The 25,004-nt window shown below is 71.9% G+C and carries 25 protein-coding genes and 1 pseudogene; 13 read left to right on the forward strand and 13 right to left on the reverse strand.

The window, feature by feature from the left end:
- The first annotated feature begins 15 nt into the window (after positions 1–15).
- Together AB0E90_RS35355 and AB0E90_RS35360 are read left to right on the forward strand one after the other, a co-directional pair.
- A complete protein-coding gene (locus AB0E90_RS35355; protein WP_360415676.1) occupies positions 16–1,005 on the forward strand; it encodes an LLM class flavin-dependent oxidoreductase in 990 nt (329 codons plus the stop codon).
- A 30-nt stretch (positions 1,006–1,035) separates the two neighbouring features.
- Complete coding sequence (locus AB0E90_RS35360) at positions 1,036–1,509, forward strand: hypothetical protein (protein ID WP_360415678.1); 474 nt, start codon at positions 1,036–1,038, stop codon at positions 1,507–1,509.
- A gap of 5 nt (positions 1,510–1,514) precedes the next feature.
- On the opposite strand, the gene AB0E90_RS35365 is transcribed toward AB0E90_RS35360, so the two are convergent.
- The 5 genes from AB0E90_RS35365 to AB0E90_RS35385 all read right to left on the reverse strand — a co-directional run bounded on the left by AB0E90_RS35365 (position 1,515) and on the right by AB0E90_RS35385 (position 6,339).
- Positions 1,515–2,978: a glycosyl hydrolase gene (locus tag AB0E90_RS35365; protein ID WP_360415680.1), complete on the reverse strand. Its 1,464-nt coding sequence runs from the start codon at positions 2,976–2,978 to the stop codon at positions 1,515–1,517.
- 160 nt (positions 2,979–3,138) lie between these two features.
- On the reverse strand, positions 3,139–4,062 hold the full coding sequence (locus tag AB0E90_RS35370; protein WP_360415682.1) for an ABC transporter substrate-binding protein: 924 nt from the start codon (positions 4,060–4,062) through the stop codon (positions 3,139–3,141).
- Positions 4,063–4,073: 11 nt separating this feature from the next.
- Complete coding sequence (locus tag AB0E90_RS35375) at positions 4,074–4,724, reverse strand: ABC transporter permease (RefSeq protein ID WP_360415684.1); 651 nt, start codon at positions 4,722–4,724, stop codon at positions 4,074–4,076.
- Positions 4,721–5,371: an ABC transporter permease gene (locus AB0E90_RS35380; protein ID WP_360415686.1), complete on the reverse strand. Its 651-nt coding sequence runs from the start codon at positions 5,369–5,371 to the stop codon at positions 4,721–4,723. The genes AB0E90_RS35375 and AB0E90_RS35380 overlap by 4 nt, the downstream gene beginning before the upstream one ends.
- A complete protein-coding gene (locus tag AB0E90_RS35385) occupies positions 5,368–6,339 on the reverse strand; it encodes an ATP-binding cassette domain-containing protein (RefSeq protein ID WP_360415688.1) in 972 nt (323 codons plus the stop codon). The genes AB0E90_RS35380 and AB0E90_RS35385 overlap by 4 nt, the downstream gene beginning before the upstream one ends.
- A gap of 131 nt (positions 6,340–6,470) precedes the next feature.
- Here AB0E90_RS35385 and AB0E90_RS35390 point away from each other — a divergent pair, with 131 nt between their 5' ends.
- The gene (locus AB0E90_RS35390) at positions 6,471–7,871 is read left to right on the forward strand and encodes an aromatic amino acid ammonia-lyase (protein ID WP_360415690.1); all 1,401 of its coding nucleotides are present in this window, start codon (positions 6,471–6,473) and stop codon (positions 7,869–7,871) included.
- A gap of 4 nt (positions 7,872–7,875) precedes the next feature.
- Here the strand turns inward: AB0E90_RS35390 and AB0E90_RS35395 are convergent, their stop codons facing one another.
- Together AB0E90_RS35395 and AB0E90_RS35400 are read right to left on the reverse strand one after the other, a co-directional pair.
- The gene (locus AB0E90_RS35395; protein ID WP_360415691.1) at positions 7,876–8,379 is read right to left on the reverse strand and encodes a cysteine dioxygenase family protein; all 504 of its coding nucleotides are present in this window, start codon (positions 8,377–8,379) and stop codon (positions 7,876–7,878) included.
- Entirely contained in the window at positions 8,376–9,260 is an 885-nt protein-coding gene (locus AB0E90_RS35400; RefSeq protein ID WP_360415693.1) for an amidohydrolase, read from the reverse strand. Before AB0E90_RS35400 ends, AB0E90_RS35395 begins: the two co-directional genes overlap by 4 nt.
- Before the next feature lie 103 nt (positions 9,261–9,363).
- On the opposite strand from AB0E90_RS35400, the gene AB0E90_RS35405 reads away from it, so the two are divergent.
- Entirely contained in the window at positions 9,364–10,356 is a 993-nt protein-coding gene (locus tag AB0E90_RS35405; RefSeq protein WP_360415695.1) for a LacI family DNA-binding transcriptional regulator, read from the forward strand.
- Here AB0E90_RS35405 and AB0E90_RS35410 read toward each other — a convergent pair.
- Positions 10,353–11,930 carry an aromatic amino acid lyase gene (locus tag AB0E90_RS35410; protein ID WP_360415697.1) on the reverse strand — a complete coding sequence of 526 codons (1,578 nt, stop codon included), beginning with the start codon at positions 11,928–11,930 and terminating at the stop codon, positions 10,353–10,355. The two genes, AB0E90_RS35405 and AB0E90_RS35410, sit on opposite strands and share 4 nt — an antisense overlap.
- The gene (locus AB0E90_RS35415) at positions 11,927–12,931 is read right to left on the reverse strand and encodes an ornithine cyclodeaminase family protein (protein WP_360415699.1); all 1,005 of its coding nucleotides are present in this window, start codon (positions 12,929–12,931) and stop codon (positions 11,927–11,929) included. Before AB0E90_RS35415 ends, AB0E90_RS35410 begins: the two co-directional genes overlap by 4 nt.
- Positions 12,932–12,989: 58 nt before the next feature.
- Between AB0E90_RS35415 and AB0E90_RS35420 the strand changes: the two genes are divergently transcribed.
- Positions 12,990–13,808, forward strand: a complete 819-nt coding sequence (locus tag AB0E90_RS35420) for a MurR/RpiR family transcriptional regulator (protein ID WP_360415701.1) — start codon at positions 12,990–12,992, stop codon at positions 13,806–13,808.
- Here the strand turns inward: AB0E90_RS35420 and AB0E90_RS35425 are convergent.
- Positions 13,805–14,392, reverse strand: coding sequence for a hypothetical protein (locus AB0E90_RS35425; protein ID WP_360415703.1), 588 nt, complete (start codon positions 14,390–14,392; stop codon positions 13,805–13,807). The two genes, AB0E90_RS35420 and AB0E90_RS35425, sit on opposite strands and share 4 nt — an antisense overlap.
- A 224-nt stretch (positions 14,393–14,616) precedes the next feature.
- Between AB0E90_RS35425 and AB0E90_RS35430 the strand changes: the two genes are divergently transcribed.
- Entirely contained in the window at positions 14,617–15,552 is a 936-nt protein-coding gene (locus tag AB0E90_RS35430; RefSeq protein WP_360415705.1) for a redoxin family protein, read from the forward strand.
- Here AB0E90_RS35430 and AB0E90_RS35435 read toward each other — a convergent pair.
- Complete coding sequence (locus tag AB0E90_RS35435; protein WP_360415707.1) at positions 15,539–16,627, reverse strand: FAD-dependent oxidoreductase; 1,089 nt, start codon at positions 16,625–16,627, stop codon at positions 15,539–15,541. The two genes, AB0E90_RS35430 and AB0E90_RS35435, sit on opposite strands and share 14 nt — an antisense overlap.
- A 183-nt stretch (positions 16,628–16,810) precedes the next feature.
- Here AB0E90_RS35435 and AB0E90_RS35440 point away from each other — a divergent pair, with 183 nt between their 5' ends.
- The 7 genes and pseudogenes from AB0E90_RS35440 (at position 16,811) to AB0E90_RS35470 (ending at position 22,984) form a co-directional block, all read left to right on the forward strand.
- A complete protein-coding gene (locus tag AB0E90_RS35440) occupies positions 16,811–17,224 on the forward strand; it encodes a hypothetical protein (RefSeq protein WP_360415709.1) in 414 nt (137 codons plus the stop codon).
- Between the two features lie 27 nt (positions 17,225–17,251).
- Positions 17,252–18,814: pseudogene (locus tag AB0E90_RS35445) on the forward strand (MMPL family transporter); the annotation flags it as partial.
- A 4-nt stretch (positions 18,815–18,818) separates the two neighbouring features.
- Positions 18,819–19,454: a response regulator transcription factor gene (locus tag AB0E90_RS35450; RefSeq protein WP_360415711.1), complete on the forward strand. Its 636-nt coding sequence runs from the start codon at positions 18,819–18,821 to the stop codon at positions 19,452–19,454.
- A 56-nt stretch (positions 19,455–19,510) separates the two neighbouring features.
- Positions 19,511–20,713 (forward strand): cytochrome P450, encoded by a 1,203-nt coding sequence (locus AB0E90_RS35455; RefSeq protein ID WP_360415713.1) that lies wholly within the window; start codon positions 19,511–19,513, stop codon positions 20,711–20,713.
- A gap of 5 nt (positions 20,714–20,718) precedes the next feature.
- Positions 20,719–20,916 (forward strand): ferredoxin, encoded by a 198-nt coding sequence (locus AB0E90_RS35460; protein WP_360415715.1) that lies wholly within the window; start codon positions 20,719–20,721, stop codon positions 20,914–20,916.
- Positions 20,913–22,169: an FAD-dependent oxidoreductase gene (locus AB0E90_RS35465; RefSeq protein ID WP_360415717.1), complete on the forward strand. Its 1,257-nt coding sequence runs from the start codon at positions 20,913–20,915 to the stop codon at positions 22,167–22,169. The genes AB0E90_RS35460 and AB0E90_RS35465 overlap by 4 nt, the downstream gene beginning before the upstream one ends.
- Positions 22,166–22,984: an SDR family oxidoreductase gene (locus AB0E90_RS35470; RefSeq protein WP_360415719.1), complete on the forward strand. Its 819-nt coding sequence runs from the start codon at positions 22,166–22,168 to the stop codon at positions 22,982–22,984. Before AB0E90_RS35465 ends, AB0E90_RS35470 begins: the two co-directional genes overlap by 4 nt.
- Positions 22,985–23,198: 214 nt before the next feature.
- Here AB0E90_RS35470 and AB0E90_RS35475 read toward each other — a convergent pair whose 3' ends face one another.
- Positions 23,199–24,335 (reverse strand): histidine kinase, encoded by a 1,137-nt coding sequence (locus AB0E90_RS35475; RefSeq protein WP_360415721.1) that lies wholly within the window; start codon positions 24,333–24,335, stop codon positions 23,199–23,201.
- Complete coding sequence (locus tag AB0E90_RS35480; RefSeq protein WP_360415723.1) at positions 24,328–24,987, reverse strand: response regulator transcription factor; 660 nt, start codon at positions 24,985–24,987, stop codon at positions 24,328–24,330. Before AB0E90_RS35480 ends, AB0E90_RS35475 begins: the two co-directional genes overlap by 8 nt.
- Positions 24,988–25,004: the final 17 nt, after the last annotated feature.

The following is a 25,004-nucleotide window of genomic DNA, read 5'->3' on the forward strand; positions in this document are numbered from 1 at the left end:
GCTAGCGTGGCGATCATGTCACTTGCTCTTTCGCTGCTCGATCTCGCGTTCGTGCAGCCTGGCCGGTCGGTGCGGGACAGTTTCGCGGCCTCCGTGGAGCTGGCCCGCGCGGCCGAGCGTTCCGGTTTCCGCCGGGTCTGGTATGCCGAGCATCACAACATGCCGACGATCGCGTCGTCGGCGACCAGCGTGCTGATCGGGCACATCGCCGACCACACCGAGTCGATCCGGCTCGGGTCGGGCGGGATCATGCTGCCCAACCATTCGCCGCTGGTGATCGCCGAACAGTTCGGGACGCTCGCCACGCTGCACCCGGACCGCATCGACCTCGGCCTGGGGCGGGCGCCGGGCAGCGACCAGAACACGATGCACGCCCTGCGGCGCAACCCGTCGTCGGCCGACTCGTTCCCCGACGACGTGCTCGAGCTGCAGGGCTACCTCAACGGCCACACCCTGGTGCCGGGCGTGCAGGCGACACCGCGTGCCGACGAGGTGGTGCCGCTCTACATCCTCGGGTCGTCGATGTTCGGGGCCCGGCTCGCGGCGCAACTGGGGCTGCCGTACGCGTTCGCCTCGCATTTCGCCCCGGACCTGCTGCACCAGGCGGTCGAGGTCTACCGCGACACGTTCCGTCCGTCGGGGCAGCTGGAAAAGCCGTACGTCATCGCCGGGGTGAATGTCTTTGTGTCTGAAGATCATGACCAGGCCGTGCAGCAGCAGAAAGTGGCCTATCGGTCGCGGACCCGGTCGTTCATCAGCCGGGGCCAGCTCGGCGCGAACTTCACCGACGCCGAGATCGACGCGTTCCTGGCCTCGCCCAACGGGGCCCAGCTGGCGTCGATGACCCGGTACACCGCCACCGGCACGCCGGCGGAGGTGCGCGACTACCTCACGGCGTTCGCCGAGAGCTGCCACGCCGACGAGCTCATCACCACCCACCAGGCCCCGGACCCGGACGACCGGATCCGCTCGATCGAGCTGATCGGGGCTGAGCTGGGCGAGTAAGTGGCGGGCCCGACGGGTACGCACCTGGCCATGCGAACAGGATTTTTGGCCGGCGCCGTCGCCGGAGCGGCCGGCACCGCCGCGCTGAACGCGGCCACGTACGTCGACATGGCCGTGCGTGGCCGCGGCACCAGCAGCACACCGGAGCAGACCGTCGAGGCGATCGAGGACCGGCTGCCGGTCTCCGTTCCCGGCGAGGGCGAAACCCGGAGCAACCGGATCAGCGGCCTCGGCAGCCTGACCGGGATCGCGACCGGGATCGGCATCGGGGCAGCGTTCGGCCTGCTGCACCGGGCCGGCCTGCGCCCGCCGGCTCCGGTGGGCGCCGTTCTCGCCGGGCTCGCCGCGATGGTGGCGACGGACGCGTCGATGACGGCTCTGCGCGTCACCGATCCGCGGCAGTGGTCGGCGGGGGAGTGGCTCAGCGATCTGATCCCGCACCTGGTCTACGGCTCGGTCACGTACGGCACCGTCGCTGCCCTCGCGCCGAGAGCGAGCCGGTAAAACTCTTAGGACGCCGAGAACGCCACGTCGTCGAACCAGACGGAGCCGGTGTTCGCGCCCGACTTCAGGTGGACCTGGAGGCTCGCGGCGCCGGCCGGGGCGGTCCCGTCGACGATGAGCTTCGTCCAGCCGGTCGTGCCGGTGCGCAGCAGCGCCGAACCCTGGCCGCCGAGCCACTTGTCGTTGGCGTCGAACCAGCTCAGCGCGATCTGCGTGGTGCCGGTGGCGGCGTTGCCGCGCGCCCACACCTCGGCGTGCCACTTCTGGCCGGGCTTGACCGGAGTGATCGGGTTGACCTTGTAGGCGGGCAGGCCGGCCGCGGCCTTGCCGGTGCCGGACAGCTTCACCGACCACGTGCCGGAGTGCGCCGCCGACTGGGTGCGGGCCGGCACGCCCAGCTCGGGCATGTAGTTCTGCCACGGCGTCTGCGCGGCGGTGTTCTCAAAACCAAGATCCATCAGGCTTGACGGGTACGCGGTGCCGGTCCACGCCGATTTCACCGCGGCCGCTGCGGGCTTGGCGGTGCCGTCGGTGCGGTAGAGGCCGTAGTGGTACTCGGCGGGGGTCCGGGCGACCGCCGAGTCGGGGATCGCGCCGGCCGCGAAGTCGTAGAGCGTCCACGGCGCCACCGACTTGATGCCGGCCGCGCTGGCCGCCTGGAAGACCCGGGCCAGGAACGCGGCCTGCTCGCCCTCGGTGAAGGTCAGCGAGCTGACGCCGGTCTCGCCGATCACCAGCGTGGCCGGCGCGACCAGCGCCTGGGCCTTGCGGATCGTCGACAGCGCGCGCTCCGAGTAGCCGTACAGGTGGAAGTCGTAGTAGTCGAGCGCGATGCCCGACTTCAGTTTCGCCAGGCGCGCGGTCGTGTTCACCGAGATCGTGACGGGGGTCGACGGCACCGCCGCCTTGACCACCGGCACCAGGCGCTTGGCCCACGCCATGGCGGCGGCGTTGTCCGGGTCGAGCTCGTTCTGCAGGTCGACCGAGACGATCCGGCTGTCATTCTTGTACGGCGCCAGGATCGCGGTCGCCCAGGCGCTGCTGCCGGCGATGTCGGAGTAACCGTTCCACCAGTCGAACAGGGTGAGCTTCACGGTCATGCCGTGCGCGCCCGCCATCGTCACGAACTGGGCGAGCTTGGCGGCATACTCCGCCTTGGGCGCCGGGTAACCGAACACCGACGGAAACACCATCACCCGAACGCTGTTCGCGCCCATGCCCTGCGCTTTGGCCAGGTCGGCATCGATCGTCGCAGCGTCGAACGACGTCCACATCTTCGTCCACCCGGCCGCCGACGGGTAATAGTTGATCTGCTTGGCCGCCTGCACCACAGCCAGCCGCGACGCGCTGACGGCCGCGGCGCGGACGGCGACGCCGGGCTTCGCCGTTGCCGGCCCGGTGGCTGCCATCAGCAGTCCGGAGACGAGGACGGGGACGATACCGGCGCGGAGCGTGCGGGGGATCTGCATGTGTGTCGGTCCTTCGTGGCTGGGTCGGACAGGCGACCATTCCTGTCGGCCACGAAAAGGCCCGCAAAAGGTCTGCTGATTGCTGGTCGGTTGCAGCTCAGGGGTCATTCGGTGCGCGGCTCGTGCCGGCCCGCGCAATCACGCGGGCCGGCACCAGGGGTCAGGCGAGACCGTTCTCGGTCAGGAAGGCCTTGGCCACCGCGGCGGTGTCCTGCTTGTCGACCTGGACCTTGGCCAGGTAGGTGGTCAGGTTCTCGGTGGTGAGCTTGGCCGAGACGGCGTTGAGGGCGCCGCTGACGGTCGGGCTGTTCGCGGCGGTGCGGATCAGCGGGAGGATGTTCTCGGCCAGGTAGAGGTTCTTCGGGTCGTCCAGGACGACGAACTTGTTGGTGGCGATCGACGAGTCGGTGGAGAAGATGTTGCCGACGTCGATCTGGCCCTTGACCAGGGCGTTGACGGTCAGCGGGCCACCGGCGTCGAGCGGCTTGAAGGTCTTGAACTGGATGTTGTAGAGCTCCTTGAGGCCCTTGAGGCCCTGGTAGCGCTCCTGCCATTCGGGGCCGGCGCCGATCGACAACTTGCTCGCCACCGGCGTGAGGTCCGCGATCGACTTCAGGTTGTACTTCGCGGCGGTGGCCGCGGTGACGGTCAGCGTGTCCTTGTCCTCCGCGGCCGACTGCTCGAGCACCTCGGTGCCGCTCGGCAGCACCTTCTTGAGCTCGGTCAGCACGTCCTCGGGCTTGCTGACGCCGGCCGGGGCGCCGCCCTTGGCCAGCGCGGAGAGCAGGGCGCCGTTGTACTCGGGCAGCAGGTCGATCGAGCCGTCCTGCAGCGCCTTGAGGTAGAGCTCCCGGGCGCCGATGTTGAACTGGCGCTTGACCGTGACGCCCTTGGCCTCGAGCGCCTGGGCGTAGATCTCGCCGAGCAGCTCGCTCTCGGCGAAGTTGGCCGACCCGATGGTGATCGAGCCCGGCGCGGAGCTGCTGCCGGTGGTGGTGTCCTTGCTCAGCGGGTCGTCATTGGCGCCACAGGCGGACAGTGACAACAGGAGGGCAAAAGCGGCAACTGCTATTCGTGTACGCATTACGAGCCTTTCTATCGAAGACCGGGGGAGATGATCCAGCGCTGGATCTGCGCGAGGATCAGGTCGAGCACGACTGCCAGCACCGCGACGACGATGGCGCCGGCCAGCACACGCGAGTAGTCATTGACGGCGAGGCCGTCGATCAGCAGGCGGCCGAGGCCGTTGAGGCCGACCGCCGCGGCGATCGTGGCGGTCGCCACCACCTGCAGGGCGGCGCTGCGGAAGCCGCTCATCAGCACCGGCAGGGCCATCGGCAGTTCCACCCGGAACAGCACCTGCGCGGGGCGCATGCCCATGCCCTTGGCGGCGTCGACGACGCGGCGGTCGAGACTGCGCATGCCGGCGTAGGCCGAGGTCAGAATTGGCGGAATGACAAGAACGGTCAGCGCGATGAGTACGGGTGTCAGGCCCAGCCCGAGCAGGGTGACCATCAGCATCAGCAGGCCGAGGGTGGGCAGTGAGCGGCCGGCGTTGCCGGCGTTGATGGCCAGGAACGAGCCGCGCCCGGTGTGCCCGATGTAGAGGCCGATCGGCAGCGCGATGACCGTGCCGATGATCAGGGCGAGCACCACGTACCACAGGTGGGAGAGGATCAGCTGCGGGATGCTGCCGTCGGCGGTGAGGCTCCAGTGCGCGCCGTCGAACAGGTAGGTGAGGTTCACGCTGCGCTCCCCTGGAATCGGGTCCACGGGGTGACCAGGCGTTGCAGGAGCACGATCGCCAGGTCGCAGATGCCGGCCAGAGCCACCGACAGGACGATGCCGACGATGATCGGCTGGAGGTAGAACAGCTGGAAGCCGCGGGTGAACAGCTGCCCGAGGCCGCCCACGCCGATCAGCGCGCCGACGCTGACCAGGCTGATGTTGGCGACCGTGGCGACCCGCAGGCCGGCCAGGATCACCGGCAGCGCGACCGGCAGCTGCACGTCGATCAGGCGCCGGAACCGGCGGTAGCCCATCGCGGTGGCCGACTGCACGATGATGTCGTCGACCGAGCGCAGGCCGTCGGCGACGGTGCGGGCGAGCAGCGCGACGGTGTAGATGGTCAGCGCGACCACGATGTTCAGCGGCGACAGGATCTTCGTGCCGAGCAGGACCGGCAGGAAGACGAACAGCGCGAGCGACGGGATCGAGTAGAGCACCCCGCACGTGTTGATCAGCGGCTGGTAGAGCCAGGGGAAACGGACGCCGAGGTAGCCGATCGGCAGCGACACCACGAAGCCGATCACGACCGGCACCAGCGCGAGCCAGATGTGCTGGCGCAGCGCGGTGAGGATCGTCTCCCAGTTGTTCGACAGGTAGGTGCTCACTTGCGCCCCCGTCGCTCGGCCAGGTGGTCGACCAGGTCGTGGTGCGTCACGATGCCGTCGGCCGTGCCGTCCGGGCCGATCCGCACCGCACCGCCGCCCGTTATCGCGAGGTCGGTCACCAGGCGCAGGGAGTCGTCGACCGTGAACGTGCCGAGCTCGTCGATCACCAGGCCGGCCGCCGCCGGATCGGTCAGCGGCCGCACCGGGAGGTCGGCCGCGCTGTCGAAGGACAGGCTGCGCAGCCCGCGGTCGCGGCCCACGAACTCGGCCACGAACTCGTCGGCCGGGTTGTCGAGCAGCTCCTGCGGGGTGCCGACCTGGGCGAGGTGACCGCCCTGGCGGAGGATGACGACCACGTCGCCGAGCTTGATCGCCTCGTCGATGTCGTGGGTGACCATCACGATCGTCTTGCCGAGGTCTTTCTGCAGTCGCAGGAACTCGCGGTGCAGGCCCTCGCGCACGACCGGGTCGACGGCGCTGAACGGCTCGTCCATCAGCATGACCGGCGGGTCGGCGGCGAGCGCCCGGGCCACGCCGACCCGCTGCTGCTGGCCGCCGGAGAGCTGAGCCGGGTAGCGCGTGGCGAACTCGGGGGCGAGGCCGACCCGCTCGAGCAGCCCCAGCGCGGCGGTGCGGGCCTGGCGGCGGGACTTGCCGAGCAGCATCGGCACGGTGGCGACGTTGTCGAGCACGGTGCGGTGCGGGAAGAGCCCGGCGTGCTGGATGACGTAGCCGATGCCCCGCCGGAGCAGCGCTTCGTCCTGGCCGGAGACGTCCTGGCCGTCGATGAGGATGCGGCCCGAGGTCGGGCTGATCATCCGGTTGATCATGCGGAGCGAGGTCGTCTTGCCACAGCCGGACGGACCCACGAACACGGTGGTCTTGCCGGTGGGAAGCTCCAGGGAGAGATGGTCGACAGCCGTGCTTCCGCCGGGGTAGACCTTCACGACATCGTCAAATGTGATCATGGCACTCCCCGGGTTGATGAATACGGTTATTCATACTTCCGGGGTAGTGAATAGCGTGTCAAACCATCGTTACGCTCCAGAAATTTGGTGACACCGTTATGCAGGCAGATGTCCGACTCGATGGCCACTCCTTGGGATTGGAAGACCTCGTCGCGGTCGCTTACGGCCGGGCAACGGTGGTCGCCGACGAGGACGCACTACGGCTGGTGGGGGAGCGGCACGCGGTGCTCCAGCAGGCGCAGGCGGCCGGCGCGGTCTACGGCGCGAACACCGGCGTCGGCGCCAACCGGCACGAGCGCAGCGGCGCGGACGGCGCTCATCCGCTGCGGCTGCTGCGCAGCCATTGCGCGGCCGTCGGGCCGGTCGAGGACGACGAGACGGCGCGGGCCGCGATGACCGTCCGGCTCAATCAGATCCTGGCCGGCGGATCGGGCATCTCACGCCGGGTGGCGGAGGCGCTGGCCGAGGCGGTGTACGCCGGAGCGGTGCCGACCCTGCACTCGTGGGGCGCGATCGGCACCGGCGATCTGGCCTCCCTCGCCGAGCTGGGGCTGACCCTGGCCGGCGAGCGCCCGTGGCGCTCCGGCCGCGGCCCGGTCACCACCATCGACGCCACCGACGCGCTGCCGCTGATCAGTTCGAGCGCGCTCACCGTGGCGATCTCGGCGCTCGCCCTCGACCGGGTGGCCGGGCTGTTGCGCGCTTCCATCGTGGTCGGGGCGCTCAGCTTTCTCGCGCTGCGGGGCAACCCGTCGGCGTACGACACGGTGGTCCACGAAGCCCGCGCGCACCCTTGCCAGGCCGAGGTGGCGGGGGCGCTGCGCGCGCTGGTGGCCGGATCCGTCACGCCGGTGCGCATCCAGGACCCGTTCGGGCTGCGAGTGATGCCGCAGGTGACCGCGCCGGCGCTGCAGTCCGCCCGCCAGTTGCGCGACGTGCTCGGCGCCGAGCTGAACGCGGCGGTGGAGAACCCGCTCGTGCTGGCCGACGGCGTGCACCATCACGGGCAGTTCCACACCGCGACGCTCGCCTCGCACCTGGACGCGGTGCGCAACACGTTCCTGCCGGTGCTGTCGCTGTCGTCGGCGCGGCTCGGCCTGCTGATGCGCCCCGACCTGACCGGCCTGCGCGCGTTCCTGGCCGACGGCCCGGCCGGCAGCTCCGGCCTGATGATCAGCGAATACGTGGTGCAGGACCTGCTCACCGAGATCCGGGTCGGCATGCAGGCGGTCGCGGCCGGCACGCTGACCATCTCGCTCGGCCTGGAGGAGCACGCCAGCTTCGCCACTCAGGGCGCGCGCTCCCTGCGGTCGATGACCCAGCTCGCGCCGACGATGCTCGCCGCCGAGCTGGTCGCGGCGGTGCGGGCGTTACGGATGGCGCCCGGCCGGCTCGTCGACGGCGGGGCCCGGGAGGCGTACGAGTTGGCCGCGTCTGTTTTGAAAGAAGACATGGCGGACCGGCCGCTCGGCGAAGATCTTTCCCGGGCGGCGGCGCTGCTGCCCGAGCTGGCGTCAATCGAGCGGTCGTAGCCCTTTAGTCGAGCGGTCGTAGCTCGTCCGCATAGCTGAGCGCCTTGCGGCGCAGGATGCCGTTCGCGCTGATCGAGTACTGCCCCATCCGCCACAGCGGGGGCGAGTAGGCGTGCAGCGAGACCGAGCCGTCGACCGCGCCGGCCATCCGGTGGATGTGGTCGGGGCCGAACGCGAACGCCCGGCCGGCCTTGACCACCCGCACCGCCGGCTCACCGCCCATCCGCGGGGTCGCCTCGGACACCGAGCCCCGGGTCACCGCGACCGCCCCCGAGGAGGTGTCGTGGTCGTGCCAGCCGGTGTCGTCCTGGGTGTTCCAGCACAGCACCCAGACGTCGATGTCGCTGTCGCGGTAGAGCGACGCGTAATGCCGCTTGCCGGTGTCGTGCCGCACCAGCGGCGCCCACAGCTCGGCGCGCGCGGCCAGCTCGGTCACCCAGCGCTTCAGCTCGGTGGTGCTCAGCACGCGCCCGGGGAGAACGGGCAGTTCGTTATCGACCGTGATCATCGGGGCTCTCCAGTCAACAGATGCCGCGGGTTGGCGGTGAACATGGCGTGCGCGAACGCATCGCCGAGGCCGGGGTCGCACGACTCGGCGTAGGGCCGGTCGGAGCCGTGCACGATCGGGTCGACGCCGACCACCCGCACCATCGCGTCGATCGCCCGGGTGCCGTAGGACGAGGTCTCGTAGAAGACGTTCGGGTCGAGCGCGCCGAGCGTGCCGCCGCGGGCCGCGAGCCGCTCGTGGTGCAGCGGGGCGAGACCGGCCAGCGCCACGAAGGCGATCCGCAGCCGCGGGTGCTGCCGGCGACCGGCGAGGTGCCAGGCCAGCCAGGACTGATGCAACTGCGCCACATAGGGGACCAGAGCGGGCCACCAGGCCGGGAGATCCGGTTCGGCCTCGGCGGGCGCCGGGCCGGGATGGATGAGTACGGGTTTGCCGACACGCTCGGCCTCGTCGAGCAACGGTCGCAGCCGGGCGATCGCGGCCGTGCCGGTCAGGGCGGTCGCGGGCAGTTGCAGACCGGCGATCCGCTCCTCGCGCAGCACCTTGGCCAGCCCGTCGGGGTCGGGCTCGGAGACCGAAGCGGCTGCCCACACCCGGAAGGGCTCGCCGAGCTCGAGGGCGCTCTCGTGCCAGACGTCGATGAGCTCGGCGCCCTCGTGCGCGGGCAGGTGCTCGATGCCGAGCGGGCTGGACAGCGAGACGAGCGCCGTGCCGGGCTCCCGACGGCGGCGTTTCGCGAGATCGTGGGCGGCCGGGTCGACCTCGAAGGGCGGCTCGCCGGGCAGGTGCAGCGTCCAGCCGCGCAGGTAGGGGAACGTGCGGCGGCGGCGCAGAGCGTCCAGGAAGCGCGGGGGCCACAGGTGCTGGTGGCAGTCGATCACGCCGGATCCCTTCGGTGAAGCGCTTCACAAGATGCATTGAGTGAAGCGCTTCCGTGTTACGGCTGCAAGGCATTCTCAGGCACTGGGCTGTTACTCTCGGCCGGTGTCGGGGGTGGAAAAGCGACGCACGTTGCAGGACCTCGCGGACGCCGCGGGGCTTTCGCTCGCCGCCACCTCCTACGCCCTGCGCGGCGTGCGCGGCTCGCCGGCCACCATCGAGCGGGTCCGGCAGATCGCCGCCGACCTCGGTTACACCGTCGATCCGATCGCCCGGGCGCTGGCCAGCGGCCGCACCGGCTCGGTCGGGGTCAGCGGGTCCCTGCGCGACCTCTGGCAGCAGGACCTCTCGGTGCTGCTCACCCGGGCGCTGCGCCGGCAGGGGCGGTACGCGACGATCGCCGACGCCGACGCCGACCCCGCGCAGGAGCGCCTGATCGTGGAACAGTTCGCGGCCCAGCGCGTCGACGGCGCGCTCGTCTCCCCGGTCGACCCCACCGCCGACTACTGGCGGCTGCTCGGCCCGGAGATCGCGGTGGTCGCGATCGGCGACGCCCTCACCACCCGCCCCGGCACCGGCAGCGTCCTGTTCGACAACCGCTACGGCGTGCAGACCGCCCTCGCCCACCTCGCCACCCTCGGCCACCGGCGCATCGGCCTGCTCGCGCCCGCCCTGCCGTCCACCCCCGGCCGGCCGGCGCAGGTGCTGGCGGCCGCGCTGGCCGGCGACCTCGGGATCGAGCTGGTCGAGATCTCCGCGCCGGCCGCCACCGCCGACGCCGTCGAGGCAGCGACGGCGCTGCTGGCCCGCGCGGACCGGCCGACCGCGGTGTTCTGCCTGAGCGACTCACTCGCGTTCGCGGTCTACCGCGCCGCCCGCGACACCGGCCTGCGGCTGCCCGGCGACCTGTCGGTGGTCGGCTACGACGACCACCAGCTCGCCGCCCTGGTCGACCCCGCCCTGACCACGATGGCCTGGGACGAGGACGCCATCGTCGAGGCCGCGGTCAGCCAGCTGGCGGGCGCGGTCGCCCAGGTGCCGATGTTCCGCCCGGAACTGATCGTCCGAGGCTCAACCGCCCCACCCGGCAGCGGTTAGCCGGGGCCGGTCGTTCGCGGGAGGCGGACACGGCCGGCCCAGCCGTTCTCGAGCAGCTGGACGATGCGGTCCAGGTCGCGACCGAACGGGCGGTCGGCGGTGCCGGGCGGCAGTGCGGCCGCGACCTCGTCGAGTGCGGTCAGCGCGCCGGCGGCCAGGCCTTCGGGCGGGCCGCCGAGCTGTCCGGCCTGGTGCACGGCCAGGAGTTCACACGCGAGCACGTCGCGCAGGCCGGCCACCGCCTCGCCGAGGCATTCGGCCGCCTCGAAGCCGAAACTCTGCACGTCCTCCTGGCCCAGCGACGTCTCCATCGTGCCGATCAGGGCCGGCGTGGCGAAGCGGCGCAGCCGGTGGGTGACGCCGACCGCCCGCTTGTGCACGGTAACCATGCCGGCGTGCAGGCCGGGGGAGTCCGAGAGCTGCCGGGGCAGCCCGGTCACCGCCGGATCCAGCAGCCGGTGCAGGCGAGCCACGCCCAGCTCGGCGAGGTGGATGAGCGCCGTGGTCAGCGCGCTCAGCGTCGTGGCGAGATCGGTGCCGGCAAAGCCGGCGGTGCCGACGAACCGGCCGTCGAGGTGAGCGGGCGAGTCGGTCACCGCGTTCAACGCCCGATCGGCCGACGCCTCGACCGCCGCGACCGCCCGCAAGGCCGCGGCCAGCGCCGGCGCGGTGACCCGGAACGACACCGGCGCCTGCAACGCCCTGGTCGGTGAGCCCGGCGTCTGCAACGCTCCGGCTGGCGTGCCCGGCGCCTGCGACGCTCCGGTTGGTGGGTCGTCGCCGAGCAGGGCTCGCTGGGTCTTGAGGACGGCGGCGAGTTCCTCGCTGTCGGCCAGGGCTGGGTGCATCGGGTCGTGGCTGGCGCGGATCACCGCGTGCGAAGCCGCCGAGCCGACCACGATCTGGCGCAGGAGCACGCGGACGGCGGCCGCCGCGAGCGTGGCGAGGCCGGTGAGGCCGGGCACGCCTTCCAGGAAGGCGACGCCCTCCTTCGCCTCGAACGGCCGGGGTTCGAGGCCGGCGGCGGCCAGCTCGGGGGCGGTGTCGACCGCGTTGCCGTCCGCGTCGAGGACCTGGCCGGCGCCGAGCAGGACGGCGCCCGCGTGGGCGAGCGGGATGATCTCGCCGGCGGCGCCGCCGCGCAGCGGGATCGCCGGGATCACGTCCGCGTCCAGCAGGGCGATCAGGTGCCGGCAGAGGTCGGGGGAGACGCCGGCGGCCGGGTGCAGGAAGGTGCGCAGGCGGGCGGCGAGCAGCGCGCGGGCCTGATCGCGGCGCAGCCACGGGGCGGAGCCGACGGCGCGCCCGACCATCAGGGTGTTCTGCTGGCGGGCCTGCGCCGCGGGATCCAGGCGGACGCCGGCCATCGCGCCCATGCCGGTGTTCACGCCGTAGACCGGCCGATCGCCGCCGAGGTCGCCGAGAGTGGCGCGGCGGCTCGCGGTCAGGGCGGCGAGCAGGCCGGGGGCGAGGACGATCCGGGTCCGGCGGTGGGCAACACGCTCGATCATCGACCGGTCGAGCTGCTCGGCGCTCGCGACCACCAAGGCATCGATGGGTGTGGGTGGGGTCATCGGTAGCGGAGCATCGTGCCGGCGCCGGCCGCCTCGGCTCGGGTCAGGATCAGGTGGGCCAGGGCGACGTCGAGGATGGACAGGCCGCGGTGCCAGAAGAGGATGCGCTCGTCCGGGTGTTCGCGGCCCGGTTTGGCGCCGGTGACGATCTCGCCGATCTGGGCGTGCAGGGTCTGCTCGGACAGCCGGCCGGTGTCGACGTGCGCGCGCAGGGCGCCGAACCGGCCCGAGCGTGACTCGCGCCAGTCGTCGACGACCACCTTGTCCATCACATCGAGAAGATCAAGTTCCACTGCACTGACGGTGCCGTACGGGACCACGAAGGCGCCGGGTTTGACGGAAGCCGTACGCAATAGTGGTGTGGGAATTTCCAATCGCGAAGCCTCGACCAGGATGTCGGCCGCCTCGAACGCCTCGTCCGCGGTGGCGACCGCGCGCACCGGAGTGCCGGTGACCTCGCGCAGCCGGGCCGCGAACGCCTCGCGTGACTCGGGCCGGCGGCTGGTCACCCGGATCTCCTCGAGCGGGAACAGGCTGTCCAGCATGGTGACGTTGGCGAACGCGGTGCCGCGCGCGCCGACGTGGCCGAGGACCCGTGAGTCGGGGCGGGCGAGGTATTTGGCGCCGACCGCGGTCATCGCGCCGGTGCGCACCTCGGTGATCAGCGTGGCGTCCATGATGGCGAGCGGCACGCCGGTCGTCGGGTCGTAGACGGTCATCAGCGCCAGCTCGCTGGGCAGGCCCTTCTGGTAGTTCGGCACGAAGTCGCCGACGACTTTGACGCCGCTCAGCCCGTGCTCGCCGAGCGTGGAGACATGGCCGCGCAGGATGTTGAAGTGGCCGGCGCCGCCGTTGTCCGGCACCAGGTGGGTGCGCGGCTCGAAGACGGTGTGACCGCGGCCGTGCGCGTCGACGACTCCCTCGACGGCGGCGATGACCTCGGCGCTCGTGATGCCGAGGCCGTCGACGTCGCCCCCGGAGAGGAAGCGCAGCTGAATCATGACATGCACCCTATAGCCTAGGTGTTTCAAGTTATTCAGATCGGCCGGAAGGGGCTCGATGGCGCGCGCGGAGGACTGGCTGCTCGCCCTGGCCCAGCAGCATCGGCTCTCGCCGACCCAGCGGCAGATCGTGCAGCGGATGCTCGGCCTGTTCCCGGACGTCGCGTTCAAGTCCACGATCGAGATCGCCGAGCTGGCCGGGGTCAGCCAGCCGACGGTGACCCGGCTGGCCACCGCGCTCGGGTTCGCCGGCTTCCCCGAGTTCCGGGCCGCGCTGCGCGACGCGGTGCTGTCCTCTTCCCCGGTTCCGGTGAGCGGCCGGGAGACCTCCTTCGTCGACCAGGAGCTGGCCAATCTGGAGAGTCTGCGGCGATCCGTGGCCGGCGAGCCGTTCAAGCAGGCGGTGACTCTGCTCGCCGGAGCCGCCCCGCTGGGCGTGATCGGGCTGCGCGCCTCCGCCGCCCTGGCCGACTACTTCGGATATTTCGCCCGACGGCTGATTCCGTCGGTGCAGGTGTGCACCGACGCGAGCACCGTCGACGACACCGTTCTCCAGGTGCGCCAGCAGGGCGACGGCGCGCTGCTGGCCTTCGCGATGCCCCGCTACCCGGCCGGCACGGTCGCCGCGATCCGGCTGGCCCGCTCACTCGGCCTGGCCACGGTCGTCGTGACCGACACCGCCCTGGCCCCGTTCGCCGACGACGCCGACGTGCTGCTGGTCGCCCCGGTCGGCACCGAACTGGTCTTCGACTCCCACGCCGCCGTGGTGGTGCTCGCGATCAGCCTGCTCGACGCGATCGCCCGCACCGCCCCGGAGCGCACCCAGCAGCGCCTGGAAGCCCACGAGTCCCTGGTCGACCGCTGGATCCAGCCCTAGCTCTTGCCGTTGTCGAGGATCTTGGCGGTGGCGATGATGGTCTTCTTGTGCTGGGTGCCGCCGCCCACGCTCCAGATCGCGTAGGTGTGCTTCTCGACCGTGCCGACGTCGCCGGCGCAGGTGAACTGGAAGGTCTCGGTGCCGGAGAGGGGCTCCGGGCCGTACGTGCCGGGGGTGTTCGTCGGGTCGTCGACGCTCAGGGCGGCGCTGTCCGCTCCGGTGATCTTCCACTTGATGATGGCCGGGACGGCGGGGGCGCGGAACACCGCGGTGCCCTCGGGGCACTTCGGCTTCTGCACGAGCTGGAAGGAGATCGTCGGGCCCGATGCGGTCGACTTCTTCGGCGCCGGCTGGGTGGTCTTGCTCTTCGCCGGGCTCGTCGTCGTCCGGCTCGACTTCGGCGTGGCGGTGGTCGTCGCGCCGTCGGAAGAGGAGTCCGCGGAAGTGGAGTCGGTGGGAGTCGCGGTTACCTCGGCGCCGGCCGGGACGGTTGCCGGTCCGGCCTTCGTGTCGTCAGGGGTGCAGCCGGCCAGGATCCCGAGCGTCGCGGCGGCCAGTGTCAGGGCCGTCAACTGCGTCTTCATGAGTAGGTACGGTATTGATCTCGTGACCTTCTGTGCTCCTCCCTTCGTGCCGTCGTAGATCACGGACGGCCGGGATGAGCAGGAGGACAGCGCATCCGAGCACGCCGATGGCGGCCGCGACGGTGAGCATCGGGTCCCCGAAGACCGAAACCGGCCGGGCACGAAGTAGCGGGCGAAGTCACGCGTTCTTGTGCTGCGCCGGTCGCAAGAGGAGGGTGAGGGCCATGGCGCAACTGCCGTCGCTCTCCGGCGCCGCCGCGTGGCTCAACTCCAAGCCGTTGAGCCCCGAAGCTCTGCGTGGCCGGGTCGTGCTGATCAATTTCTGGACGCTGACGTGCATCAACTGGCTGCGGCAGGAGCCCTATGTGCGGGCCTGGGCGCGGGCCTATCGCGCCGACGGCCTCGTGGTGATCGGCGTGCACACGCCGGAGTTCGGCTTCGAGCACGACGTGGCCGGGGTGACCGGGGCGCTGAAGGAGCGGGAGATCGACTACCCGGTCGCGGTCGACAACGACTACGCGATCTGGTCGGCCTTCGACAACCACTTCTGGCCGGCGCTCTACTTCGCCGACCGGGACGGCTCCATCCGCGACTCCCACTTCGGTGAGGGGCGCTACGAGCAGTCCGAACAGAAGATCCAGCGGCTCCTCGGCCTGCGGCGGGACCCGGTCGCGGTGCGTGCGCTGGGCGTCGAGGCGCCGGCCGACTGGGATAATTTACGCACGCCGGAGACCTACCTGGGCACCTCGCGCGGCGAACGGTTCGCGTCACCGGGTGGCGTTCGGGACGGCTCCCACGCGTACACCCCGCCGGGTTTTCTGAATGTCAACGACTGGGCCTTGTCGGGCGCGTGGACCGTCGGCCGGGAGAAAGTGGATCTCGACGAGGCGGGCGGGAGCATCGGTTTTCGCTTCCTCGCCCGCGACGCGCACCTGGTGCTGTCGGCCGGCGACCGTGGGCCGATTCCGTTCCGGGTGTTCGTCGACGGCGAGGCGCCCGGTCCCGCGCACGGTGAGGATGTCGACGAACAGGGCAACGGCGTGCTCGGCGCCGGCCGTCTCTACCAGCTGATCCGGGCCCGCGACGAGGTCCGCGAGCGCACCCTGGAGATCACTTTCCTGGAGCCGGGTGCGCGGGCCTACGCGTTTACGTTCGGCTGAGCTTTCCGTTCAGCGCGAAGCGGGCCGGGGCGGGGCGGCCGTCGATGGCCAGGTCGGCCAGGACCTCGCCGATCGCCGGGGTGAACTTGAAGCCGTGCCCGGAGAAGCCGGCCGCGACGACGACCGGGCCGACCCGGTCCAGCACGAAGTCCATCGTCGGCGTGCTGGTGTAGGTGCAACTGATCGGGGCGGGCCGGTCGGCGTCGACGCCCGGCACCCACTCGCGCACGTAATCACGCAGCCGCCGGGCGGTGTCGCCGAGCGGCGCGAAGTCGCGGGCATCGGGGTCGACGACCGGGCCGCCGCCGTGCCGGCCGACCTTGACCCCCTCACCCGGCGTGGCCAGGCCGTACACATCGTCGCCGAGGTGGTGGATGAAGCTCGGCCAGGCGATCGCGTCGTCGCGGGCCGGGAAGTGGGCAGGCTGTTCCTCGGTGACCCGCAGCGGCGGCAGCGGCGCCAGCCCGTCGAGCAGCTTGGCCGACCAGGCGCCGACCGCGACGACCACCCGCCGGGCGTGCCAGGTGCGGCCGGCGGTCACGACCTCCACGTGGTCGTCGCCGCGGACCGTGATCGCCTCGACCGGCGTCTCGTGGTGGATCTCGGCGCCGAGCCCGGCCGCGGACTGCTGCAGCGCGGCCACCGATCGGTCGGCGTGCACCCGGCCGCTGCTCGGATGGAAGAACACCCGGTCGGTGAAGCGCAGCCCCGGCCACTGGTCGGCGGCCTCCTCGGCGGCCAGCCACTTGCCGGGCGCGCCGGCCGCCTCCAGCGCCTCGGACAGCGCCGCGAGCACGGCCTGGTTGCCGTGGTCGACGCCGCCGGTGATGTCGAGCACCGCGGTGCCGCTGGCCTCCTCGAGGTCGCGCCAGAGGGGCAGCGCGCGCTGGGCGAGGGCGATATAGCCGGGGTCGGAGTAGACCAGCCGGAAGATCCGGGACGCGCCGTGCGAGGCGCCCCGGGTGTGCCCGGGCGCGAACCGTTCGAGCAGAGCGACCGGCCGGCCCCGCGCGGCCAGCCGCCAAGCGGCCGCGGAGCCCATGGCCCCGCCGCCGATCACCACCACGTCCAGCATGTTGCCTCCCACCATACGAGGGTCGCAGATGTTCACGCAGCGTGTAGCCAACCCTACATAACCTATAGGAAAAATGCCTACTACCGCACCTGCGGTACGCCGACCACCGCGCACGGTTGACGACGCCGCCGACCGCCACGACGACCCTGGTGAAGGCCCCGTTCTTCGCTGAAAGGTCCCGCCGTGACATCACTTGCCCGCGCCTGCTTCCGGTGGCGCTACGCCGTCCTCGGCGGCTGGATCGCCGCCCTCGTCACCCTCGCCGCCCTGGTCCTGGGCGTCGGCACCGCGTTCTCCGACGACCCCGGCATGCCGGGCAGCGAGTCCGGCACCGCCTACAGCCTGCTGGCCCGCTCCGGATCCGGCGCCGGGACCGAGTCCGGCACCGTCGTCTGGCGGGCCGGCACGGCGGGCGTCACCGCGATGCTCGACCAGGTCGCCGCCGCGGCGGGCGTCGTCGCGGTGAGCAAACCGGTAACCAACAACGGCGTCGCGTACGCCACCGTCACCCTGAAAGCCGGCGCCGACCCCGCGGCCGCCGAGGCCGCGGCCCGGACCGCCGGCGTCGAGCTCGGCGGACCCGCCTTCACCGAGTAGCCGGGCGGCTCGCACGGCGCCGAGGCGGTCGGCCTGCTCGCCGCCCTGGTGATCCTGTTCCTGGTGTTCCGCTCGGCCTGGGCGGCGGCGCTGCCGATCATCACGGGGGTGGTCGGCGTGGCCGCCTCGCTGCTGGTGGTGATCCTCGCCGCGCACGTGGTCACGCTGGCCGCGACCAGCCTCACCATGGGCGCCCTGATCGGCCTCGGCGTCGGCATCGACTACGCCCTGTTCATCGTCAACCGCTACCGCGCGGCGCTGGCCGACGGCGAGCCGGTGCCGGCCGCCCTCGTCCGTGCCCTCACCACCTCGGGCCGGGCCGTGGTCTTCGCCGGCCTCACCGTCATCGTCGCGCTCCTCGGCATGTACGTCGTGCAGCTCGGCATCCTCACCGGCATGGCCCAGGCCGCCGCGGTGACCGTGCTGTTCACCGTCGCCGCCGCGATCACCCTGCTGCCCGCGCTGCTCGGCATCCTCGGCCGGCGCGTCCTGCCCCGCCGGCCGGTCGCCCACCGGCCGCGGCGCGGCGCCCGCTGGGCCGCGCTGGTGCAGCGCGCGCCGCTGCGCTCGGCCGCCGGCGCCCTGCTGGTCGTCGTGGTCCTGGCCGCCCCGGTGCTGAGCCTGCGGGTCGGTGACGCGGACGCCAGCAGCGACCCGGCCGGATCGTCCTCGCGCGCCTACTACGAGCTGATGACCGAGGGCTTCGGCGCGGGCGCCGACGCCACCCTGCTCCTGGTCGCGGAGAACCCGGACGCCGCCTCCTTCGCCGCGCTGGTGCGCGAGTTGCCCACGCTCGGCAGCGTCGCCTCGGTCTCCTCCTACACCCGCAACGGCATCGCGGTCGCCACCGTCGTGCCCCGCACCAGCGCCCAGACCGAACAGACCGCCGACCTGGTCAAGGAGCTGCGCACGAACGTCATCCCGGCCTCCGGCCTGCGGGTGTACGTCGGTGGCGCCACCGCGAGCAGCATCGACCTGGCCGACGCGCTGCTCGGCAAGCTCCCGCTCTACCTCGGCCTGATCGCCCTGCTCGGCTTCCTGCTGCTCGCGATCGCCTTCCGCAGCCTGCTCGTGCCGCTGGCCGGCGCGATCAGCAACCTCGCGACGATCTTCGTGGGCCTCGGCGCGGTCACCGCGATCTTCCAGTTCGGGTGGGGTTCGCGGCTGCTCGGCGTCGGCACCGGCGCGCCGGTCAACTACCTGGTCCCGGTTCTGGTGATGGGCGTGATGTTCGGCCTGTCGATGGACTACCAGGTCTTCCTGGTCAGCCGCATGCACGAGGAGTGGAATGAGACCCACGACAACCGCCGGTCGGTGCGGATCGGGCTCGCCGAGACCGCCCGGGTCATCGTGGCCGCCGCCACCATCATGCTGTTCGTCTTCGCCTCGTTCGGGTTCAGCGGCGAACGGATCGTCTCGATGATCGGCATCGGCCTGGCCATCGCGGTCCTGGTGGACGCGTTCGTGGTGCGAATGACCCTCATCCCGGCGCTCATGACGCTGTTTGGCCGGGCCAACTGGTACTTCCCGGGGCGTACCAAATCGATCGAAGGTTTTGAATCGGAGCCGGTGAAAACTGTCGTAGGCTGACGCGGTGCGCCACCGCCTGCTGGCCGCCGGCCTCCGCGATGAGCTGGTCGATCCGCTGCAGTCGTCCGGATATCTGGTCGAGGCGGTCGCCACCGGGGCGGACGCGATGGTGGCGCTCGGTCAGCAGCCGGTCGATCTCGTGATCGTCGACTCCGACCTCCCCGATCTTCAGGAGATCGCCCACCGGCGGCCGGTTCTGCACCGGCCGCCGGTGCTGTGCGTCGCCTCCTGCGAGTCGCTCGGCCGGCTCGTGCCCGAGCTCGGCACCGACATCGAGGACTACGTCACCAAGCCGTGCCGGGTGGCCGAGCTGCTCGCCCGGGTCGAGGTGCTGCTGCGCGAGCGGGCCCGCGGCGACCTGCTGCGGCGCGGCGATCTGCTGCTCGACGAGAAGGCCTGCCGGGTGTGGCGCGGCGGCCGGCGCATCGAGGTGACCGCGGCCGAGTTCCGGCTGCTGCGGCACCTGCTGGTCAACGCCGGCCGGGTGCTGACCAAGGAGCAGCTGGCCTGGCACGTCTGGAACGAGCCGCGCGAGGTGAACGCGATCGAGCGGCTGATCTCCCGGCTCCGGCAGAAGATCGACGAGGCCGGGCCGCCGCTCATCCATACGAGGCGGGGGTTCGGCTACTCCATGGTGTGACCCGGGCCACAATCGGCTGTCCGGTTCGTGTCAGGTTGCTTTGTTTGCATGGGTCCATGTCCGATGACGCGCCGTACTACCCGATGACCCGGGAACCGTCCTGCCCCTTCGCGCCGGCCGCCGCCGTGCGCACGATGGGCCCGGTCGGCAAGGTGACGATCTGGGACGGCTCCACGCCGTGGTTCATCACCCGGCACGCCGACCAGCGGGCCCTGCTCAACGATGCCCGGCTGAGCATCGACGAGAAGCGGGCCGGATATCCGCACATGACCCCGGGCCGGGCGGCCGCCGCCCCGCACATCCCGGCGGTGATCACCAATACCGATCCGCCGGAGCACACCCGGCTCCGTCGTACGGTGAACGGGCCTTTCATGGTCAAACGGGTGGAGGCGTTGCGGCCCCGGATCCAGGAGATCATCGACTCCCTGGTGGACGACCTTCTCGCCGGACCGCATCCCACCGATCTGGTGCAGACGATCGGCCTGCCGGTGCCCACGCTGGTGATCACCCAGATCCTCGGCGTGCCCTATGCCGACCACAAGTTCTTCCAGGAAGCCAGCCACCGGGCGATCAGTCACGACGCCGATCCGTCGGACGCAGCCGCGGCGGGCCGGGGGATCGGCGAATACCTCGGCGCCCTGCTGACGAAGAAGATCGACGAACCGGCCGACGACGTGCTCTCCGAGATGGGCGCGCGGGTCGAAGCGGGGGAGATGACCTTCGCCGAGGCGGTCACGATGGGTGGCGCCATCCTCATCGCCGGGCACGAGACCAGCGCCAGCATGATCTCGCTCGGCACGCTGGCGCTGCTGCACAACCCGGATCAGCTGGCCTTGCTGCGCGAGAACAGCGACGACCCGAAGTTCGTGGCGAACGCAACCGAGGAGATCCTGCGCTACCTGACCATCGTGCACTCCGGGATCCGGCGCATCGCGGTCGAGGACATCGAGCTGCACGGCACGGTCATCAGGGCCGGCGACGGTGTGGTCTTCGAGCTGGCCGGCGCGAACTACGACCCGGCCGAGTTCCCCTCGCCGGACCGGCTCGACCTGCGCCGGGCCGCCCGCCAGCACCATGCCTTCGGCTACGGCGCGCACCAGTGCCTCGGCCAGTCGCTGGCCCGGGTCGAGCTGCAGGTCGCCTACGGCACCCTCTACCGACGCATCCCCACGCTCGCGCTGGCGGTGCCGTTCGAGGAGGTCGAGTTCGCGATGGAAGGCGTCGCCTACGGCCTCAAGTCGCTGCCGGTCACGTGGTGATCGGCATGCGCATCGAGTTCGACGAGCCCAAGTGCGTCGCCGCCGGGCAGTGCGCGATGGTCGCCCCGGACGTCTTCGACCAGCGCGAGGAGGACGGCGTCGCGATCGTGCTCGACCCGGCCCCGGAGCCGTCGCAGCAGGACGCGGTCCGGGAGGCGGCGGCGGTGTGCCCGGCGGCCGCGATCCGCCTGGTGGAGCCGTGAATCGGATCGTCATCGTGGGCGCTTCGGCGGCCGGTCTCGCCGCTGCCGAAACCCTGCGCCGGTCCGGCTTCGGCGGCACGATCACGCTGATCGGCAAGGAGATCGAGCAGCCGTACGATCGTCCGCCGCTCTCCAAGCAGATCCTGTCCTCGCAGTGGGAACCGGACCGGTTGACGCTGCGCAGTGCGGACCAGATCCGAGCGCTGGATCTCGACCTGCGTCTCGGCGTCACCGCCACCGGGCTGGACGTCAACGGGCGGCTGGTTCACCTGGCCGGCGGGGTCCCGGCTCTGGGCGCGGGCTCGCTGGGCGCGGGCTCGCTGGGCGCGGGCTCGCCGGGCTCGGGCTTGGGTGTGCCGGGCTCGGGTCTGCTGGGTGGGCTGTCCGGTGGCGGGCCGGTTTCGTTCGACGGGCTGATCGTGGCTACCGGCGTTCGTCCGCGGCGGCTGCCCGGGACGGCGGCCCATGTGCTGCGCACCGTCGATGACGTTCTTGCGCTGCGCCGCCGGCTGGGTCCGGGCCGGCGGCTGGCCGTGGTCGGCGCCGGGTTCCTGGGCGCCGAGGCGGCCGCCGTCGCCCGCGGCCTGGGCTGCGAGGTCGTGCTGCTCGAACCGGCGCCGGTGCCGCTGGCCCACGCCGTCGGCGCCGACGTCGGCCGGGTGCTGTCCGAGGTGCACCGCGAGCACGGCGTCGACCTGCGCACCGGGGTCGCGGTCGCCGAGGTCTGTCCCGGCGGCGTGCGGCTGGCCGGCGGTGAGCTGGTCGAGGCGGACGACGTGCTGGTGGCGATCGGCTCGCGGCCCAACACCGAGTGGCTCGACGGCGGCCTTTCCGTCGATGACGGCCTGGTCTGCGACGAATTCCTCGCGGCCGCGCCCGGCATCTACGGCGCCGGCGACGTGGTCCGTTGGCCGAACCCGCTGTTCGGCGGCGAGTCGATGCGTATCGAACACCGCACCAACGCCGCCGAGCAGGGCATGGCCGCCGCCCGCAACCTGCTGTCGTCCGACCCGGCGCCGTTCGCCCCGGTGCCGTACTTCTGGTCCGACCAGTACGACTTGAAGATCCAGGCCTACGGCTACCTGCGTGGCCACGACCGCGTCGAGATCGTCGAGGGCTCGCTCGAAGAGCGGCGTTTCCTGGCCGCCTATCACCGCGACGGCCGCCTGGTCGGCGTGCTCGCCATCGGCATCTCACCCCGGACGATCCGAGAGTGGCGGCAGGCCATCGCCGCCCGTAAGGAGCTGGCATGAACGAGATCGTCGTCGTCACCGGGGCCGGTGGCATGGGCCTGGCGGTGGCCCGGCGGATCGGCAGCGGCCGCACCGTCATCCTGGCCGACGCGTTCCCGGACGCCCTCGACCGGGCGGTGGCCGCCCTGCGCGCCGAGGGCTACGCCGCGACGGGCCAGCTCACCGACGTGGCCGACGCTTCCTCGACGGTTAAACTGGCCGACGCCGCCGCGGCCGAGGGTCCCATCGCCGCGGTGGTGCACACCGCCGGGGTCTCCGCGGCCACCTCCACCGTCGAGAAGATCATGGCGGTCGACCTGGCCGGCACCGCGCACGTCATCGACGCGTTCGAGGCAGTCGCCGGGCCGGGCACATCGCTGGTCTGCGTTGCCAGCATGGCCGGCCACTACGCCACGCTCAGCCGCGCCGACGAGCTGGCACTGGCCACCACGCCGGCCGCTGACCTGCTGTCGCTCGCCGTGGTGCGCGCGGCCGGCCCAGATCCGGTCCAGGCCTACATCCTGGCCAAGCGCGGCAACCAGGTGCGGGTGCAAGCGGCGGCGCTCGCCTGGAACCGGCGCGGCGCCCGGATCAACACGATCAGCCCCGGCGTGATCTCCACCGCGATGGCGAGATCCGAGGCGGAATCGGTCTCCGGCAGCCACATGATGGCGATGCTCGACGCGTGCGGGGCGGGCCGCACCGGAACGCCCGCCGAGATCGCCGAGGTGGCGGCGTTCCTGACCGGCGCCCGCTACATCACCGGCACCGACATCCTGGTGGACGGCGGCCAGGCGGCCTGGTTGCGCTGGCACGCCCAGCCGGGCACTTCGTGAGCGGACCAGTTCGGCCGGGCACGTTGTGAGCGGGCCGGCTCGGCCGGGCGCGTCGTGTGCCGGCCCGCTCGCCGGGCGCGTCGTGTGCCGGCCAGTTCGGCCGGGCACGTCTTGAGGCCGGCCCGCTCGCTGGGCGCGTCGTGTGTCGGCCCGCTCGGCCAGGCACGTCGTGAGCCGGCCGGCTCGGCCGGGCCAATTGGTTGAGTGGGCAGGCTCAGCCGGGCAACGTCACGCGCACCTCGTAGGTGCCGTCCGGGCGTGGGCCGGAGGTGACCGAGCCGTCCGCCGACTCGGCCCGCTCGTGCATGCCGATCAGGCCGTGCCCGGTGCCGGGGCCGGCGTGCCCCGGCCGGGCCGGGTTGGCGACGGCGATCGTCAGCTCGTTCCCGGTCCATTCGACGCGCACCTCGGCGTGCCGGTCGGTGCCGTGCTTGCTCGCGTTGGTGAGCGCCTCCTGCACGATCCGGTAGGCGGCCACGTCGGCGGCGCCGGCGAGCGGCCGGGCCGACCCGGTGGTAGTCACCTCGACGGCGAAGCCGGACCGGCGGAAGCCGTCGACGAGGTCGTCCAGGTCGGCGAAGGTGGGCGTCGGCTGGCGGCTCGGCGGCGGATCGTCGTCCTGGCGGAGCAGGCCGACCGTCGCGCGCAGCTCGTCCAGCGCGGCGCGGCTGGTGTCGCGGATGCCGGCCAGCGCGGCCACCGCCTGCTCCGGATGTGACCGCATCAGGTGGTGCGCCACCCCGGCCTGGGCGTTGACCAGGGTGATGTGGTGGGCGACCACGTCGTGCAGGTCGCGGGCGATGCGGATGCGCTCCGCGCGCACCCGGCGGTGGGCCTCCTCCTCGCGGGTGCGCTCGGCGAGCGCGGCCCGCTCGTGCGCCTCGGCCAGCAGTTGCCGCCGGTTGCGGGTGCCTTCACCGGCCGCCACGGCGAGGGCGGCGTAGTTGGCCGGCACCAGGTTGGCGACGTCCAGCAGCCCGCCGGCCTGCCAGGGCGCGATCGCCGCGGTGAGTGCCACCGCCGCCACGATGCCGGCCGTCCACGCGGTCCGGCGGCCGCGCAATGTCGCGAGGGTGTAGAGCGCGACGACCGCCGGCACGTCGACCAGCACGAGGTGCCCGGCGACCAGCGGCAGGGCGGCCCCGGCGGCCACCGCCACGATCGTCACCGCCACCGGGAAGCGCAACCGGAAGAGCAGCGCCAGCGCGCCGTGCAGGATGAGAATCAGTTGGGCGCTGGTCGGCGTACGCCAGAAATGGCCGTCCCGATAGGCCACCGCCGCCATCATGATCAGGATCGCGAGCAGCGGCGGCGCCCAGATCCGCCAGGCGGCCCGCCCCCGCTCAGCCACGCAGGCCGTTCTCGTAGGCGAAGACCACCAGCTGGGCCCGGTCGCGCGCGCCGGTCTTCATCATCGCCCGGTTGACGTGCGTCTTCGCGGTGGCCGGGCTGATGAACAGCCGCTCGCCGATCTCGTCGTTGGACAGCCCGGCGGCGACCAGCGCGGTGATCTCCTTCTCCCGCGCGGTCAGCTCGCCGAGCGCCGCCGACACGGCGACGGTGGCCGGGTCGGACCGGCTGAGGAACCGGCCGATCAGCGTCGTGGTCGCGGCCGGCGACAGCAGCGACTCACCCGCCGCGACTGTCCGGATCGCCTGCAGCAGGTCGCCCGGGTCGACCCCTTTGCCGAGGAAACCGCTGGCCCCGGCCCGCAGCGCCGCCACCACGAACTCCTCGGTCTCGAACGTGGTGAGCACCAGCACCCGGACCCCGGCTAAATCGTCGTCGCCGGTGATCCGCCGGGTGGCCTCGATGCCGTCCACCCCCGGCATGCGGATGTCCATCAGAACCAGATCGGCACGCGTGCCGCGGGCGAGCGCCACCGCCTCGTCGCCGCTGCCCGCCTCGCCGACCACCTCGATGTCCGGCTCAGCGTCCAGCAGCAGTCGGAAGGTGGCCCGCAGCAGCGCCTGATCGTCAGCGAGCAGCACACGAATCGTCACTCGCTCATTCTCCGGGG

Source organism: Actinoplanes sp. NPDC026619, from assembly GCF_040638295.1.
Classification (GTDB): domain Bacteria; phylum Actinomycetota; class Actinomycetes; order Mycobacteriales; family Micromonosporaceae; genus Actinoplanes.

What these genes read in the sequence shown, in the direction of transcription:
- AB0E90_RS35355 (WP_360415676.1), top strand. Translation starts at nt 16, where the DNA reads ATGTCACTTGCTCTTTCGCTGCTCGATCTCGCGTTCGTGCAGCCTGGC.
- AB0E90_RS35360 (WP_360415678.1), top strand. Translation starts at nt 1,036, where the DNA reads ATGCGAACAGGATTTTTGGCCGGCGCCGTCGCCGGAGCGGCCGGCACC.
- AB0E90_RS35365 (WP_360415680.1), bottom strand. Translation starts at nt 2,978, where the DNA reads ATGCAGATCCCCCGCACGCTCCGCGCCGGTATCGTCCCCGTCCTCGTC.
- AB0E90_RS35370 (WP_360415682.1), bottom strand. Translation starts at nt 4,062, where the DNA reads ATGCGTACACGAATAGCAGTTGCCGCTTTTGCCCTCCTGTTGTCACTG.
- AB0E90_RS35385 (WP_360415688.1), bottom strand. Translation starts at nt 6,339, where the DNA reads ATGATCACATTTGACGATGTCGTGAAGGTCTACCCCGGCGGAAGCACG.
- AB0E90_RS35395 (WP_360415691.1), bottom strand. Translation starts at nt 8,379, where the DNA reads ATGATCACGGTCGATAACGAACTGCCCGTTCTCCCCGGGCGCGTGCTG.
- AB0E90_RS35410 (WP_360415697.1), bottom strand. Translation starts at nt 11,930, where the DNA reads ATGACCCCACCCACACCCATCGATGCCTTGGTGGTCGCGAGCGCCGAG.
- AB0E90_RS35415 (WP_360415699.1), bottom strand. Translation starts at nt 12,931, where the DNA reads ATGATTCAGCTGCGCTTCCTCTCCGGGGGCGACGTCGACGGCCTCGGC.
- AB0E90_RS35420 (WP_360415701.1), top strand. Translation starts at nt 12,990, where the DNA reads ATGGCGCGCGCGGAGGACTGGCTGCTCGCCCTGGCCCAGCAGCATCGG.
- AB0E90_RS35425 (WP_360415703.1), bottom strand. Translation starts at nt 14,392, where the DNA reads ATGAAGACGCAGTTGACGGCCCTGACACTGGCCGCCGCGACGCTCGGG.
- AB0E90_RS35430 (WP_360415705.1), top strand. Translation starts at nt 14,617, where the DNA reads ATGGCGCAACTGCCGTCGCTCTCCGGCGCCGCCGCGTGGCTCAACTCC.
- AB0E90_RS35435 (WP_360415707.1), bottom strand. Translation starts at nt 16,627, where the DNA reads ATGCTGGACGTGGTGGTGATCGGCGGCGGGGCCATGGGCTCCGCGGCC.
- AB0E90_RS35455 (WP_360415713.1), top strand. Translation starts at nt 19,511, where the DNA reads ATGTCCGATGACGCGCCGTACTACCCGATGACCCGGGAACCGTCCTGC.
- AB0E90_RS35460 (WP_360415715.1), top strand. Translation starts at nt 20,719, where the DNA reads ATGCGCATCGAGTTCGACGAGCCCAAGTGCGTCGCCGCCGGGCAGTGC.
- AB0E90_RS35470 (WP_360415719.1), top strand. Translation starts at nt 22,166, where the DNA reads ATGAACGAGATCGTCGTCGTCACCGGGGCCGGTGGCATGGGCCTGGCG.